Below are 13,670 nucleotides of genomic sequence, written 5' to 3' on the forward strand. Positions count from 1 at the left end.
CCCTGGGATCAACCGATCGGTTGATTGGGGTGTTAAACGGAAGCGAGCTTCTGGGTGATCAGCGCATTAGGGAAACTCCCTCAGTTTTGGCCTCAATGACCAGCCTACGATGCAGCGGCGGGGAAACTCGGACATTGAATCGCCCGGAATAGGTGCGCCCCGAGTGAGACGGGAATTTTTCCCGGAACGCTCCATGTCCTCGGCGACCCCGGCAACCAGATCAAGCAGCCCCGATTCCGCCTCCCGGCGATCGGGGGCGAGCCAGGACAGCGAGGGGAATTCGGCGAGTGGGGTGCACCCCTTCAGCACGTGAGGCGACCCAGCAAAATGAATACGCATATTCGCCGTGTGCACATTTGTATTCGGTCATACAGCTTGGGCAGTCTTGGGTTCATGCAGGCAATTACCCTCCGTGTCCCCGATGATCTCCGAACCCTCATCGCCGAAGCGGCAGCAGCAAGTGGTAAGCCCCGGGTTTAATGGAGGGCAGGAAATTGGAAAAGGAACCCTACACATGCCCTCGAAGTACACCCCTGAGCTGAAGCAGCGCGCCATCGAATTGGTGCTGCACGCGCAAGCTGCCCCTCGCACGTCTCGCGGTGCGATCACCCGCATCGCCAGCGAGCTAGGAATGAGTAAAGAAACTCTGCGCGGCCGGGTCCGCGCTCATAAACAATCCGGCGCGACAATCCCGGCAGAATCGGTGGATCTGGCAGCAGAAAACCGCAGACTGCGAGCTAAACTGACTGAAGCGAAGCGCGCCAACGAGATTTTGAAAAGAGCGTCAGCTTTTTTCGCGGCGGAGTGCGAGCGCCCATACAAGTAATTGTCAGGTTCATCGACGACAACCGGGAAGAATTCGGGGTCGAGCCGATTATTCGCGCCCTCGCGGCAACCAACGTGAAAATCGCCCTGAGCACCTACTACGCCTACACATCCCAGCCTGAATCATCCCGATGTATCCGGGACCGACAACTACGTAAAGCTTTGCGCGCCATCTACGACGACAACTACTCCTGCTACGGTGCGCGCAAACTATGGGCCGAGATCAACCGCCAGGGCGACTTCGGCCACGTCGCCCGATGCACCGTTGAGCGCCTCATGGCACTCGAAGGCATCCACGGCATCCGACGACGGAAGAAAAAGCCCTCCACCCGCAGCGCTGACCCCGACAACTGCCCAGTCGATCTAGTGAAACGCAACTTTTGCGTCGATGCGCCGAACCGACTGTGGGTCGCGGACATCACCTACATCCCCACGCGTGTCGGATGGGTGTATGCCTCATTCGTCCTCGACGCATACACCCGCGAGATTGTCGGCTGGCAGATCACCAACCACATGCGCGCATCACTGGCCAAAGACGCACTCGACATGGCCCTGTCAGCGCGGCTGCGCGCCGGTGAAGACATCTCCGGGCTGATCCATCACTCAGACAGGGGCGTGCAGTACAGGTCGGTCGTCTACGGACAGACCCTGGCTGAGTCGCAGGTCGTCGCTTCGGTTGGCACGCGGGGAGACTCCTACGACAACGCGATGGCGGAAGCACTGAACTCAGTGTTCAAAGCTGAACTCATCGACCGTAGGACCTGGCCGACACTACGATATGTTCTCATCGCAACCTCAACATGGGTCGGCTGTTACAACAACCGCCGATTGCACTCAGCACTGGGATACCGCCCACCCCGCCAGGCCCATCAGGAATACACCACCACGAAAGCCCAAGCGGCCTAAACAACAACAATAAAACCCTCTACAAAACCCGGGGCTTGACATCACGTACTGAAACTTACCCAGCCCGACTGAAGCGGATGACCGCATTAAGGGGATAGTAGTTTGCTCTCATCCTTGACAAATCGCGAATCTTGATAGGCGCCACCCACGCCTCGCGGCACAACCCGGCTAGGTTGGAAACCCATGACCCACACCAGCCGCATCCTCGTCTTCCTCCGCGTGAGCCTGCACGTACTCGTCGCGGTTCTACTCGTGGTGGGCTTGTCCTCGGCCTGGCGCACTCCGTGGCTGCTCGTCATCGCCAGTGTCTTTTCGGTGGTGTACCTGGCGGGAACGGTGTGGCACAACGAGAACCGCCCGTACTCCAGGCCCGCCGCCTGGGCGTGGCTGGGGGTGGTGTGCGTGTTGTGGGTGGCGCTGGCGCTGGCCTCCCCGGCCTTCGTGTGGCTGGAGTTCCCGCTGGTCATCCTGTCGGTGTACCTGCTGCCCATCATCCCGGGCCTCCTGCTGTCGTTGGCGATCCTGGCGTTCACCGTCTCGGTCACCTTCCCGATGAGCGGGCCCGCGGGGGTGATCGGGCCGAGCATCGGCACAATCCTGGCGGTGTTCATCGTCCTGTCCTACAAGGCGCTGCGCGGCGAGGCCGAACACTACAAACAGCTCGCCCACCAGCTCCACGCCGCGCAGATGGAGCTCGCCGCCGCGGAACACGAGGCGGGCGTGAACCAGGAGCGCGCACGCCTGTCGCGCGAGGTGCACGACACGATGGCGCAGGGCCTGAGCTCGATCGTGCTGCTCGGACGCGCGCTGGACAAGCAGATCACGGACGACGCCGCGCGGCGCACCCTGGACACCATCCGCCAGGTCGCCGCGGACAACCTCGCGGAGGCGCGCCGCTTCGTCGCCGTCAACGCGGGCCCGCGCGAACCGCTGCCGCAGCGCATCGAGCGGCTGGCGCGCGCCGCGGAGGAACGCCAGCGCGCCCTCGGGGCGCCGCTTCACGTGCGCGTCAACGTGGCGGATGTGGGGGAGCCGGGGGCGTCGATAAGCGAGCGCGTCGTGCGCGAAGGCCTCAGCAACGTCGTGCAGCACGCGAACGCCACCGAAGCCGTGGTCACCGTGGATATGCTGGGCGACGTTGTCACCGTCGACGTCTTCGACAACGGGCGCGGCATCACCGGGCCCGAGGGCTTCGGCCTGAAAGGCCTGCGGGCGCGCGTCGAGGAAGCCGGCGGCGAACTCACCGTGGAGGGCAACGTGCTCGCCGCGACGATCCCGCTGAAGGAGCGCTAGATGATCCACGTCATGCTCATCGACGACCACCCCGTCGTCCGCGCCGGCCTGCGCGCCGTGCTCGACTCCTTCGGTGACATGGAGGTCGTCGCCGAGGGTGCTTCCGGGACCGCGGAGGTGCCGGGTGACGTGGACGTGGTGGTCAGCGACATCCAGATGCCCGGCGCGGACGGCATCGAGGTCACCCGTCGCCTCGTCGCCGCGGGCGGGCCGCCGGTGCTCATCCTCACCACCTACGACACGCAGGCCGACGTCGTCGCCGCCGTCGAGGCTGGGGCGATGGGCTACCTGCTCAAAGACGCGCCCGAGAGCGAGCTTCACGACGCCGTCGTATCCGCTTCCCGCCGCGAGCGCGTCCTCTCTCCCCAGGTCGCGGGCGTGCTCGCCGAGCGCGTCATGCGCCCGGACGAGGCGCTGTCCGCCCGCGAAATCGAGATCCTCCAGGCACTGCAGACCGGCGCGTCGAACCGAGAGATCGCCGCGCGGTTGTTCATCTCGGAGGCGACAGTGAAGACGCACCTGATCCACATCTATACAAAGCTGGGCGTGGACAACCGGACGGCGGCCGTCGATAAGGCTCGCGAGCGGCGCATCATCTAGGCGCGTTGAACGCCGCGGGGTTGCTACCGTTGGTCGGGTGAAGAGCATTACCGTTGTCGGATCCATTAACGCGGACCTCGTCGTCCGCGTCGCCCGCCACCCGCTGCCCGGGGAGACCCTCCTCGGCGAGGGTGGGGCCGTGACAGCCGGTGGGAAGGGTGCGAACCAGGCGGTGGCTGCCGCCAACATGGGCGCGCGAGTGCGGTTAGTGGGAGCGGTGGGGACCGACCCTTATGCCGCCCCGGCGCTGGAGTTTTTGCGCAGTTCGGGGGCTGATCTCGGCGCGGTTGACGCGGTGCCGGGGACCACGGGCCTGGCCGTTATTACCGTCTCGGACGACGGGGAGAACACGATCGTCGTGGTCCCCGGTGCGAATGCCGCGGTGGACGCGCAGCGCGTCATGGCCCACCGCGAGGCAGTGACCAGCGCCGACATCGTTTTGCTGCAAGGGGAAATCCCCGCCTCTGGGTTCAGCCAGGCCGTACGACTCGCCTCCGGCCGGGTGATAGTCAATCTCGCGCCTGTTGTCGACGTCCCCCGGCCCGACCTGCTCACCGCCGACCCCCTCGTTGCCAACGAGCACGAGGCCGGGCTCATTCTGGCCCAGTTCGGGGTGGGTGATATCCCCGCGTCCGAAGAAGACATGGCCCGTCAGCTGGTCGCATGCGGGTTCGCCTCGGTAGTGCTCACGCGGGGCGCGCGTGGCGCGGTCGTCGCCGATGGCTCCGGTCTCACCGCCATCCCTACGCCCGCGGTCGAGGCGGTGGACTCCACCGGTGCGGGTGACGCGTTCGTCGGGGCCCTCGCGCACCGGCTAGCGGAGGGCGATTCGCTCGTGGAGGCAGCCACGTTCGCGGCCCGGGTCGGTGCCTTCGCCGCCACCCGCCACGGGGCACAAAGCTCCTACCCGGTCGCGGGCGACGAGTTGCCCCGTTAGGCCGGGCGCGGGGTCAACGCGCTCACTGCGACCAAGGCGATAGCCGCGCAGGTGACCACAGATATCGCCATCGTCTGCGCGTGGTCCGCTCCCAGCGCAACCAGTGGCGGCACTACGCCTCCCACGACGAATTGGAAAAACCCCATTGCGCCGGAGCCCGCACCGGCCCCCACCTCGCGCACCGCCTCCACGCCCAGTGACGTCGCGTTGGCCATGATGAAGCCCGCCATCAGCGAAAGCACGGCGAGAATCGGTACCGTCACTTCCAAAGTCGGCCCCAGCTTCGCGACGACGAGCAGCCCCACGCCCACTCCAATGTCCGTCACGAGCGCCGCCCGCAACAGGGTGCGCGGGTGAAAGCGGCCGATCGCCCGCATATTCGCAGCGTTCGAAAGCGGAATGAGCAACGCCATCGACCCAAAGATCATGGCGTAGGTCGTTGGCGAGGCACCCAGCTGGGTCTGCAACACCAGGGGAGAGGCGGAAATGTAGGAAAAGAGCGTCCCGAACCCAAGCCCAGACGCGAGGAGGTACCCGACGAATTCACGGTGCCGAAGACAGCGGGCGATGCGGGGGAAGAGGCCGCGCAACGCGTTGTCGGAGCGGTGTGTGAGGGGCAGGGTTTCGTCGATAAGAAAATATGCGACGACGAATTGAGTGGCGTTGACGGCTGCAAGGGTCCAAAAGACTCCCCTCCATCCGAAGGCGGGCAGGATGACACTGCCGAGCGCGGGCGCGATGGCGGGCGCAAAGCCAGTGATCGCCATGAGCGCCGAGAACGCGCGGGCGGCGGCTCGGCCGCGAGCGAGGTCGGGGATGGTGGCGCGCGCAACGACCATCGATGCCCCGCCAGCGAGGCCCTGGATGAACCGCGCCACGATGAGGGCCTGGATGGTGGGGGCGAGCGCGCACAGGACAGACGCGACGAGGAAAAACGCGGAGGATACGAGGATCGGTCGGCGCCGGCCCGTACTGTCAGAAATCGCGCCGAAGAGGAGATTGCCCACGGCCATTCCGGCCATGAACCCGGAGATCGTCAGCTGCGTCATCGCCGGTGTGGCAGACAGCTCTTCCTGGAGCGCCGGAAGCCCCGGCAGGTACATGTCGATGCCGAGCGGGCCGGCGGCGGTAAGCAGCGCGAGTACGGCGAGCAATCCAGGAGAGAGTTTGTTCACTGCACCATGTGTACCCCCAGCAGCCGCGCCGGCACAATCCGGCTCCCAGGCAGGAATCGCGCCCGCCAGTATCCTTGTGGTCATGATCGTGTCCCTGCTCATGACGGTTGAGGGATCCCAGCCCACAATGGCCCGCCTGATCAACGTGGACGATTCCATGAACCTCCGCGAGCTCGCTCACGTCATCGACGCTGCCTTCGGATTTTCTGGCGCCGCCAGTCACGTGTACACGTCGGCGGGCGGTGCAGGGGGGACTCCGCGGGCTGTCTACACCAGCTTCCCCGGGGCGGGGGAAGGCTCGGAAAACGACGTCACCGTCGAACGCATGGGAGCAATGACCTACGTCTACGACCCCAGCGCGAACTGGAACATCCACGTCGAGGTGCTCGGGCTGTCGCGGCTTGACGGCCCGACGCCCATGCTTATCGACGTCCTCGGCCCCGATGTCGTCGAATCCTGCAACGGGCCCGAGCTGATGCACCGGTTCCATTCCGAGGCCCGCCGCATCGCCGCGGGTCTCGACCCAGACATGGAGGTTGCGCCCCTGCTACTGAGCTTCCTTCCCGTGATGACCCCGGAACGCCTCCTGCAGCGCCTCACCCAGGCAGATCCCGTGACGGTCAGCGAACGCGTCAGCTTCGTCGCCGAGGACCTCTTCTTAGACACCACGAGCCGCGTCGACGACGACCCGCGGGCACCCCAGTTCGCCGCGGAGTTCGATGAGTTCTTGGAAACGCGTCCCGATCTGCGGGAGATCCTTCACAACGACCCGAACCCGGAGCGCAACCCGGCGCTTATCGCGGCGATGGCCGAGTTTTTCGAAGAAAGGCTCAACGAACAGGACGGGCTGAATGCGGCCGACGTAGCGTACGCAGCCGGCATGTTTGAAACCGCGACCAGCGCAGCAGACGTTTTCAACTGGACAGAGGATTATGTGGGAGACGGAGAAGACGAGGTGTACCGCGCCCTCACCGCCGTCGTACGCGAGGTATGGGACCAGCCGGACCACCGCGTGAAACTGACCAGCAGTGGGTACCTGCCGCCCAGCATGGTGGCCAACCTGGCGCGCCAGATGAACCTGGGCGTGACAGCCCCCCACCCGCGCGAGCGGTCCTTGCCTCAGTTGCAGGTGGTGCGTAGGGTCCTCGCCGCATCGGGGGCGCTGACGGAGGCTGGCGGGTGGGTGGGCGTCGGCACGCTGGGCGAGGCCCTGCTGAGCGATAAGCGTGCGGTCGTGCGGCTGCACGCGGAGTTGCGCGCCGGGTTCGAGCACGTCATAGGGGCCGGGGAGTGGCGAGTGGTGGTGAGGTGGGTTGCTGACGAATACGCCATCATCCCCTCCGGGCCGCACGAGCTGCCTGGGGACGTCGAGAAGACGCGCGCCCTGCTCAGGGCCATCGGGGTGCTCGACGAGGTCGATGACGGCGGTTTGTGCATCACTCCGGGAGGGGCCGCTTTCGTCGAGCGGATGCTAGGCATTAATGAGGACGAGGAATAGCTCCATCCCACCTAGGAGGCACAGCATCGCAGTAGTGATCGTCACGCCGGCGAGGTTTGGTGGGGTGTGGTCCCTGCTTAGACCATGCGCTCGCGCCCGGTACGAGCGCCGGACCGTCAGCATGATCCCCAAGCCCAAGCACGCCAGCATGAAAGCGCCCACCGCGATGAACCCGGGCGCCTCCCGAGCCCACCGCAGCAAAGTGACGGAGCACACCATCATGGCCAACGCAGTGCGCTGCCAGCTTAGCGCGGTCCGTTCTGGCTGCAGGCCGGTGTCTGGGATGGGGATGGGCGGGGGTGAAGACATCTAGAAAAGGCCCACGAGCACGATGGTCGCCGCGATGAAACCGCCGACGGAGATAACGGGGACGATGGCGGGGGCGGGAAGCGGCGCGCCGTGACGCAGCGCACGTTCAAGGCGCACCCAACGCACCGCCGCGCCGAGGGACACGGCCATGGCCAGCACAATCACTACTGCCGACGCCACCGTGCGCAGCTCGGCCGGCACCCCGGGAATCGCGAACACCTCCATCGCGATTCCCCCGGCGAGGAACGCAAGTGCCGTGCGCGTCCAAGCGAGGAAGGTTCGCTCGTTGGCCAGGGTGAAACGGGGATCTGGCTCGTCCCCGTCAGGGAAGACCGTGCGTGTAAACCAGTCGCGCCCCGTCATGGTGCTGAAGTGTAGCCCATTCGCCGCACCCCGCGAGCTCGGGGAAGTGCGGAGGTGAGCTCGCCGGTGCCAGGGCGACAAGCTATGTGGTCACGGGCACGGGGCCGCCGGAGATCTGCCGGTAGGCATAAGCTATGGCGAGGAGGTAGGCGGGCATGACGATGAGCAGGCCCACCCCGAAGAGCACCATTCCGAGGAGGAACGCCACGAAGCTGAGCAGCGAAAACGCGAGGATCTGTAGGTAGTTGCGGGCGCCCGCGCGGAAACCCTCCCGCAACGCGTCTCCGAACGAGCCAGCGTTATCGGAGGCGTACAACGCCTGGAAGGAGAAAAACGGCCCGATCAGGAAACCAAACAGCAGGGTTGCCGCGATGACGCCCAAAAGGACGGGTAAGGTCGCCTCCAGGGCCGCCTCATCGGACGCCCACACCGTGGGGTCATCAAACGCGCTGGATTGAGAGCCCCCGACCATCAGCGCCACGAAAGACACGGCGCTGAAGATCAGGGTGATAATGATGCCTAGGAACAGGAGCATTCCCAGGGTCTTGCCGTACGCCGGGACCTTGATCTCGTTGAAGGTAAGCGAACGCGACAGCGTGCCCATCAGCGCCACGGAGTACACGACGGGCGCAATCAGAAGCATTGTCAGGGAAGCAACCCACGACAACGCGACGGGGGCAACTCCGGAAAGCGCGCCGACAACGATGATGATCAGGCCCGCCGGCACCCAAAACTTCCAGTTCGAAAGGGTGGTGCGGAAACCGAAGGTCCACGCCTCGATCGCGTTCATCTTGCCGGTGCCCTTCACGTGGGCCCAACCGTTGTGCGCTGGGTCGTTGATCGGGTGTGGCGTGAAACCGTCACCGTAGGTGCCGTCAACAAGCTGGATGCCGTGGTGCCTCAGGGCGCCGCGGCCCGCGGCTGCAGCGTTCACATCGAACGCACCGGGGGCGTAGCTCTGCTGCCCGTAGCCCGCGCCGTAAGCCCCATAAGTGCCGTAAGCACCATCCGCCCCACCGGGGGCCGGCATCGTGGGTTCGTTCTCGGGATGCCAGTCGCGCCCGTTGGGGGATCCGGCACCTCCGTTGTAGGGGGTAGACATCTCAACAACTCCTTATAGGCGTTTAAGGCGTACCCCAGCGATGGTACTGACCCCTGGTCAGATCGGCACTTACTTAACGACGATATTGACCATCCGCCCTGGCACAACGACCACCTTCACCACGTTCCTCCCCTCGGTCAGGGAGGCGATGCGGGCGTCCGCGCGGGCTACCGCTTCCGTGTCTTCTTTCGACGCATCCACGGCAACATCAATGCGTGCCTTGACCTTCCCGTTAATTTGGACTGGCACCTCGACTGTGTCGTCGATAAGAAGCGCCTCTTCGAAGGTGGGGAAGGGCTCGAACGTGACCGTGTCCTGGTGGCCCAACCTGGACCAGAGTTCCTCGGCGATGTGGGGGGCGAGGGGGGAGACCATCTGCACGAGCGGTTCGACGGCAGCGCGGGGCACGGCTCCTGAGTAAGTCTTAGTTAAGTAGTTGACGTACTCAATGAGCTTGGCCACCACGGTGTTGTCACGCAGGTGCTCGTAGTCCTCGCGGACGCCAGCAATGGTGCGATGGAGCTGCTTGGCGTCCTCGTCCGTCAAGGCGCGATCCTCGGCACGCAGCTCACCGGTCTCCTCGTTGACCACGAGACGCCAGAGGCGCTGCAGGAAGCGGTGGGAGCCGACAACGTCCTTGGTCGCCCACGGACGGGAGGTGTCCAGCGGGCCCATCGACATCTCGTATACGCGCAGGGTGTCCGCCCCGTAATCGCGGGTGATGTCGTCGGGCGCGACGGCGTTTTTCAGGGACTTGCCCATCTTGCCGTACTCGCGGTTGACCTCTTGCCCGTTGTGGAAGAAGTGGCCGTCCTTCTCCTCCACCTCGGCGGCCGGCACGTAGACGCCGCGCGCATCGGTGTAGGCGTAGGCCTGAATGTAGCCTTGGTTGTAGAGGCGCCGGTAAGGCTCCTTCGAGGAGACAAAGCCGAGGTCGTAGAGCACTTTGTGCCAGAAGCGGGAGTAGAGCAGGTGCAACACCGCGTGCTCGACGCCACCGACGTAGAGGTCGACGCCGCCCGGGTCGTTCTCGGAACGGGGGCCGGCCCAATAACGCTCGTTGTCGATGTTGCAGAACTCCTCAGAGTTCTCCGGGTCGATGTAGCGCAGCTGGTACCAGGAGGAACCCGCCCACTGCGGCATGACGTTGGTGTCGCGGGTGTAGGTCTTCTCCCCGTCCCCGAGGTCCAGGGTGACGGTGACCCAATCCGTGGCTTTGGCCAGCGGGGGAGAGGGCTGCGAGTCTGCATCCTCGGGGTCGAAGGACACCGGGTTGTAGTCCGCCACCTCGGGCAGCTCCACGGGAAGCATGTCCTCTGGCAGGCCGTGTGCCTGCCCGTTCTCGTCGTACACGATGGGGAAGGGCTCGCCCCAGTAGCGCTGCCGCGCAAAAAGCCAGTCGCGCAACTTGTACTGAATGCGCTCTTCGCCCTTGTGCTTCTCGACGAGCCAGTCAATGCTCCGGTCAATCGCCTCCGCCGAGTAGAGGCCGTTGAGGTCCAAGCCTTCGGTGTTGGCGGAGTTGATGTGCGGCGCGTCGTCCGTAAACGCGGCTTCCGAGACGTCACCGTCGAGCACCGGCACGATAGGAAGACCGAAGACCGTGGCGAACTCGTAGTCGCGCTCGTCGTGGGCCGGCACCGCCATGATCGCACCCGTGCCGTAGCCCATGAGGACGTAGTCGGCGACGAAGATGGGCACCTCATCCCCGTTGACGGGGTTCGTGGCGTACGTGCCCAGGAACACACCGGTCTTGTCCTTGTTTTCCTGGCGTTCCACGTCGGACTTCGCGGAAACCGACCTGCGGTAGGCAGCCACGGCCTCAGCCGGGGTGGACCGGCCATAGGTCCAGCGCTCGTCGGTGTCGGCGGGATAGGCCGGGGCGGTTAAGGCGTCGACAAGCTCGTGCTCGGGCGCGAGGACGACGTAGCGCGCTCCAAAAAGCGTGTCTGGGCGGGTAGTGAAGACCTCGATGGGGCCGGCCTCGGAGGTGAAGGCGACCTGGGCGCCGCGGGAACGGCCGATCCAGTTGCGCTGCATGGACTTGACCTTCTCCGGCCAATCGAGAAGGTCGAGGTCATCGAGGAGGCGATCCGAGTAGGCGGTAATGCGCATCATCCACTGGCGCAGGCGCTTGCGGAAGACCGGGTAGTTGCCGCGCTCGGAACGGCCGTCCGTGGTGACCTCCTCGTTCGCAAGCACGGTGCCCAAGCCGGGGCACCAGTTCACGACGGAATCTGCGAGGTAGACGAGACGGAACTCGTCCAAGGCTGCGTGCTTTTCCGCGGTGCTGAGGTCCCGGAAGTTACGTCCGTCTTTCGTTGTTCGCGCGCCCGTCATCAGGTCGCGGACGAGGTCCTCGATCGGACGGGCGCGCTGCTCATCCTCGTCGAACCAGGAATTGTAGATCTGCAGGAAGATCCACTGTGTCCACTTGTAGAACTTCGGGTCCGTCGTTGCCACGGAGCGGCGCCGGTCGTGGCCCAGACCCAGAGCATTGAGCTGGCGCGTCATGTTGGCGATGTTGGCCTCGGTCGTCGTGCGCGGGTGCGTGCCTGTTTGGATCGCGTACTGCTCCGCGGGGAGGCCGAACGCGTCGTAGCCCAGGGTGTGCAGGACGTTCTTACCCAGCATGCGGTTGTAGCGCGCGAACACGTCCGTGGCGATGTACCCCAGCGGGTGACCGACGTGAAGGCCTGCGCCAGAAGGGTAGGGGAACATGTCCTGGACATTGAGCTTGTCCTCGGGCAGGGGGGCGCCCGTGGAGAGGCTGCCTACCGGGTTGGGAGCGTTGAACGTCCCGTTGTCCACCCAGTAGCTTTGCCACTTCTTCTCAATGTCGTTGGCTAGGCCCGCTGTGTAGCGGAAAGCCGGTCCCTCGCTGGCGGTAGTCATGGGTACACAGTGTAGTGGCTGGTGATTTGGGCACGTCCCTAGCGGAAGTCCTCAACCCTGTCCTCACCGCCGAGCAACCAGGTCACGACAATCGCGCCGGGGTCCGGCAAGTCCCTGGCGGACTCGCCGAGGTAGGAAGCGCGTCCCTTCTTTGCCGAGAGCTCCCGGGTGTTCCTCACCCCCTCGACTGCGGCGTCGCGAGCGACGGCCATAACATCCTCGAGTGGGGTGTCGGGAGCGACGTTGTCCAGCGCCCGGGCGGCTGGGTAGAGGGCATCCACCACGGTTTTGTCGCCATACTTGGCGCCACCGAGCTCGTGGATGGCCTCATAGGCACTGTTCAGGCCGTCCTTAAGCGTCTCCGCGGTCAAGCGGTCCTCCACCGCGTGGGCAAGCTCGGTGAATAGCGTACCGAACACGGCACCGGAGGTACCCCCCGAGCGGACTAGGCACCGGTGGGCGAGGCCGTCGAGGATGTCGCCGTCGCTGCCGCGCAGCGGAAGCTCGATGTCCCCAAAGGCGGCGTCAATGTTGGCCCCGAAGTCGCCGTCGCCGGCGATGCGGTCCAGTTCGGTGAGGTCGTCGACCCCCGCCTGGGCGCGCTCGATGAACCCCGTCAGCCAGGCGTTATTCTCCCCAGCCTCGGGCAGCTTGTCGGCGAAGGTCATCTTCGCGGGAGCGAACTCGGCCTTAGTGCCGATGGCGCCGGGCCAGGCCGGGGCGGCGGTGGGGGCGTCGAGAAGTTCGGCGATTTCGTCGTTGCAGCGTGCGAGCGTCACGGACACGCCATGCATGTTGACGGAGGTGACGAAGGTGCCGTTGAGGCTGCGGCGCACCGTGATTCCGCGTTCGGCGAGCCAGGTGAGCACCTCCCCGAAAACGAGGTGAATCTCGAGCAGGGTGGTGCCGCCGAGGCCGTTGGTCAGGCAAACGACCTCGTCGCCTTCGGCAAGCCCGAGCGCCTCGGCGATGTCGGGCAGGATCGCCTCGACGATGTCGCGGGCTGGCTTGATCTTCTCGCGGGCCACGCCCCGTTCACCGTGGATGCCCACGCCGACCTCCATCTCGCCACTGTCTAGGTCGAAGGTGTCCCGGCCCGAGGTAGGAAGGTAACCCGGCGCCAGGGCCACGGCCATGCTGCGCGAATTGTCGGCGACCCACTGGGCCTTCTTACGCACCTGCTCCAGGCCGTCGCCACGACGGGCCGCCGCCCCCGCAACCTTTTCGACGAGGATAGTGGCCGCGGTGCCGCGCCGGCCGGGCCCGTCCTCGTCGCCCCGCTCGGTGGCGATGTCCTCCCCGACCACCACGGTGGCCGTCTCGACGTCCGGGTTCATCCGCCGCGCGACGGAGAAGTTCATCACGTCGCCAGTGTAGTTCTTCACCACGTGGAGCACCCCGCGGCCCTGGTCGGCCCACTTCGTCGCCTCGGCGATCTGCACCGCGTTGGGCGAGGTGAACAGGTACCCAGGGCAGGCAGCAGCGAGCATGCCCCGCCCGATGAAGCCGCTGTGCATGGGCTCGTGGCCCGAACCGCCGCCCGAGACCACAGCGACGGCAGGCTCCCCATCTTCCGTGACGACGGGGGATGACAGGTGAATGAAGCCCGCTGGGTTCCACTCGGCGTCCGGGTGGGCGGCGACCGTTCCCCCGATCGCCTCCGCCGAGAAATCGCGTGGGTTGTTGCGGAAGGAGCGAACGGATGGTGAAGACTGCGCATTATCGGACATGCAGCCAGGATAGTGAACGGTGCCACTCTCACGTAAG

The 13,670-nt window shown here is 65.4% G+C and carries 12 protein-coding genes, 1 pseudogene and 1 other annotated feature; of the genes and pseudogenes, 6 read left to right on the forward strand and 7 right to left on the reverse strand.

The window, feature by feature from the left end:
- Window positions 1–32: 32 nt before the first annotated feature.
- Window positions 33–288 (reverse strand): annotated as a pseudogene (locus tag CAPI_RS09655) (toxin-antitoxin system HicB family antitoxin); the annotation flags it as partial.
- Window positions 289–514: 226 nt separating this feature from the next.
- Between CAPI_RS09655 and CAPI_RS09200 the strand changes: the two are divergent.
- From CAPI_RS09200 to CAPI_RS09220, 5 genes are all read left to right on the forward strand, one after another.
- Window positions 515–826: a transposase gene (locus tag CAPI_RS09200; protein ID WP_018017143.1), complete on the forward strand. Its 312-nt coding sequence runs from the start codon at window positions 515–517 to the stop codon at window positions 824–826.
- Window positions 787–915 (forward strand) — a sequence feature (AL1L pseudoknot). Its footprint overlaps the gene before it by 40 nt.
- Window positions 805–1,731, forward strand: coding sequence for an IS3 family transposase (locus CAPI_RS09205; RefSeq protein ID WP_018017144.1), 927 nt, complete (start codon window positions 805–807; stop codon window positions 1,729–1,731). Its footprint overlaps the feature before it by 111 nt. Before CAPI_RS09200 ends, CAPI_RS09205 begins: the two co-directional genes overlap by 22 nt.
- A 183-nt stretch (window positions 1,732–1,914) precedes the next feature.
- Window positions 1,915–3,024 (forward strand): sensor histidine kinase, encoded by a 1,110-nt coding sequence (locus CAPI_RS09210; protein WP_018017145.1) that lies wholly within the window; start codon window positions 1,915–1,917, stop codon window positions 3,022–3,024.
- The gene (locus CAPI_RS09215; protein ID WP_018017146.1) at window positions 3,025–3,624 is read left to right on the forward strand and encodes a response regulator; all 600 of its coding nucleotides are present in this window, start codon (window positions 3,025–3,027) and stop codon (window positions 3,622–3,624) included.
- Window positions 3,625–3,661: 37 nt separating this feature from the next.
- Entirely contained in the window at window positions 3,662–4,561 is a 900-nt protein-coding gene (locus CAPI_RS09220; protein ID WP_018017147.1) for a ribokinase, read from the forward strand.
- Here the strand turns inward: CAPI_RS09220 and CAPI_RS09225 are convergent.
- Window positions 4,558–5,736, reverse strand: coding sequence for a multidrug effflux MFS transporter (locus CAPI_RS09225; RefSeq protein ID WP_018017148.1), 1,179 nt, complete (start codon window positions 5,734–5,736; stop codon window positions 4,558–4,560). The two genes, CAPI_RS09220 and CAPI_RS09225, sit on opposite strands and share 4 nt — an antisense overlap.
- Before the next feature lie 82 nt (window positions 5,737–5,818).
- On the opposite strand from CAPI_RS09225, the gene CAPI_RS09230 reads away from it, so the two are divergent.
- Complete coding sequence (locus CAPI_RS09230) at window positions 5,819–7,234, forward strand: IS1096 element passenger TnpR family protein (protein ID WP_040356693.1); 1,416 nt, start codon at window positions 5,819–5,821, stop codon at window positions 7,232–7,234.
- On the opposite strand, the gene CAPI_RS09235 is transcribed toward CAPI_RS09230, so the two are convergent.
- From CAPI_RS09235 to CAPI_RS09255, 5 genes are all read right to left on the reverse strand, one after another.
- Window positions 7,208–7,543, reverse strand: a complete 336-nt coding sequence (locus tag CAPI_RS09235) for a DUF202 domain-containing protein (protein WP_040356661.1) — start codon at window positions 7,541–7,543, stop codon at window positions 7,208–7,210. The two genes, CAPI_RS09230 and CAPI_RS09235, sit on opposite strands and share 27 nt — an antisense overlap.
- Complete coding sequence (locus CAPI_RS09240) at window positions 7,544–7,906, reverse strand: YidH family protein (RefSeq protein WP_018017151.1); 363 nt, start codon at window positions 7,904–7,906, stop codon at window positions 7,544–7,546.
- Window positions 7,907–7,988: 82 nt separating this feature from the next.
- Window positions 7,989–9,008 carry a hypothetical protein gene (locus CAPI_RS09245; RefSeq protein WP_018017152.1) on the reverse strand — a complete coding sequence of 340 codons (1,020 nt, stop codon included), beginning with the start codon at window positions 9,006–9,008 and terminating at the stop codon, window positions 7,989–7,991.
- Between the two features lie 69 nt (window positions 9,009–9,077).
- On the reverse strand, window positions 9,078–11,903 hold the full coding sequence (gene leuS / locus CAPI_RS09250; protein ID WP_018017153.1) for a leucine--tRNA ligase: 2,826 nt from the start codon (window positions 11,901–11,903) through the stop codon (window positions 9,078–9,080).
- Between the two features lie 38 nt (window positions 11,904–11,941).
- Window positions 11,942–13,633 (reverse strand): dihydroxyacetone kinase family protein, encoded by a 1,692-nt coding sequence (locus CAPI_RS09255; RefSeq protein WP_018017154.1) that lies wholly within the window; start codon window positions 13,631–13,633, stop codon window positions 11,942–11,944.
- Window positions 13,634–13,670 lie beyond the last annotated feature (37 nt).

The organism is Corynebacterium capitovis DSM 44611, from assembly GCF_030440535.1.
Classification (GTDB): Bacteria; Actinomycetota; Actinomycetes; order Mycobacteriales; family Mycobacteriaceae; genus Corynebacterium; species Corynebacterium capitovis.

Excerpts from the sequence above, each read along its gene's own strand:
- CAPI_RS09230 (WP_040356693.1), top strand. The coding sequence starts at position 5,819 with ATGATCGTGTCCCTGCTCATGACGGTTGAGGGATCCCAGCCCACAATG.
- CAPI_RS09245 (WP_018017152.1), bottom strand. The coding sequence starts at position 9,008 with ATGTCTACCCCCTACAACGGAGGTGCCGGATCCCCCAACGGGCGCGAC.
- leuS (WP_018017153.1), bottom strand. The coding sequence starts at position 11,903 with ATGACTACCGCCAGCGAGGGACCGGCTTTCCGCTACACAGCGGGCCTA.
- CAPI_RS09240 (WP_018017151.1), bottom strand. The coding sequence starts at position 7,906 with ATGACGGGGCGCGACTGGTTTACACGCACGGTCTTCCCTGACGGGGAC.
- CAPI_RS09215 (WP_018017146.1), top strand. The coding sequence starts at position 3,025 with ATGATCCACGTCATGCTCATCGACGACCACCCCGTCGTCCGCGCCGGC.
- CAPI_RS09210 (WP_018017145.1), top strand. The coding sequence starts at position 1,915 with ATGACCCACACCAGCCGCATCCTCGTCTTCCTCCGCGTGAGCCTGCAC.
- CAPI_RS09255 (WP_018017154.1), bottom strand. The coding sequence starts at position 13,633 with ATGTCCGATAATGCGCAGTCTTCACCATCCGTTCGCTCCTTCCGCAAC.
- CAPI_RS09235 (WP_040356661.1), bottom strand. The coding sequence starts at position 7,543 with ATGTCTTCACCCCCGCCCATCCCCATCCCAGACACCGGCCTGCAGCCA.
- CAPI_RS09200 (WP_018017143.1), top strand. The coding sequence starts at position 515 with ATGCCCTCGAAGTACACCCCTGAGCTGAAGCAGCGCGCCATCGAATTG.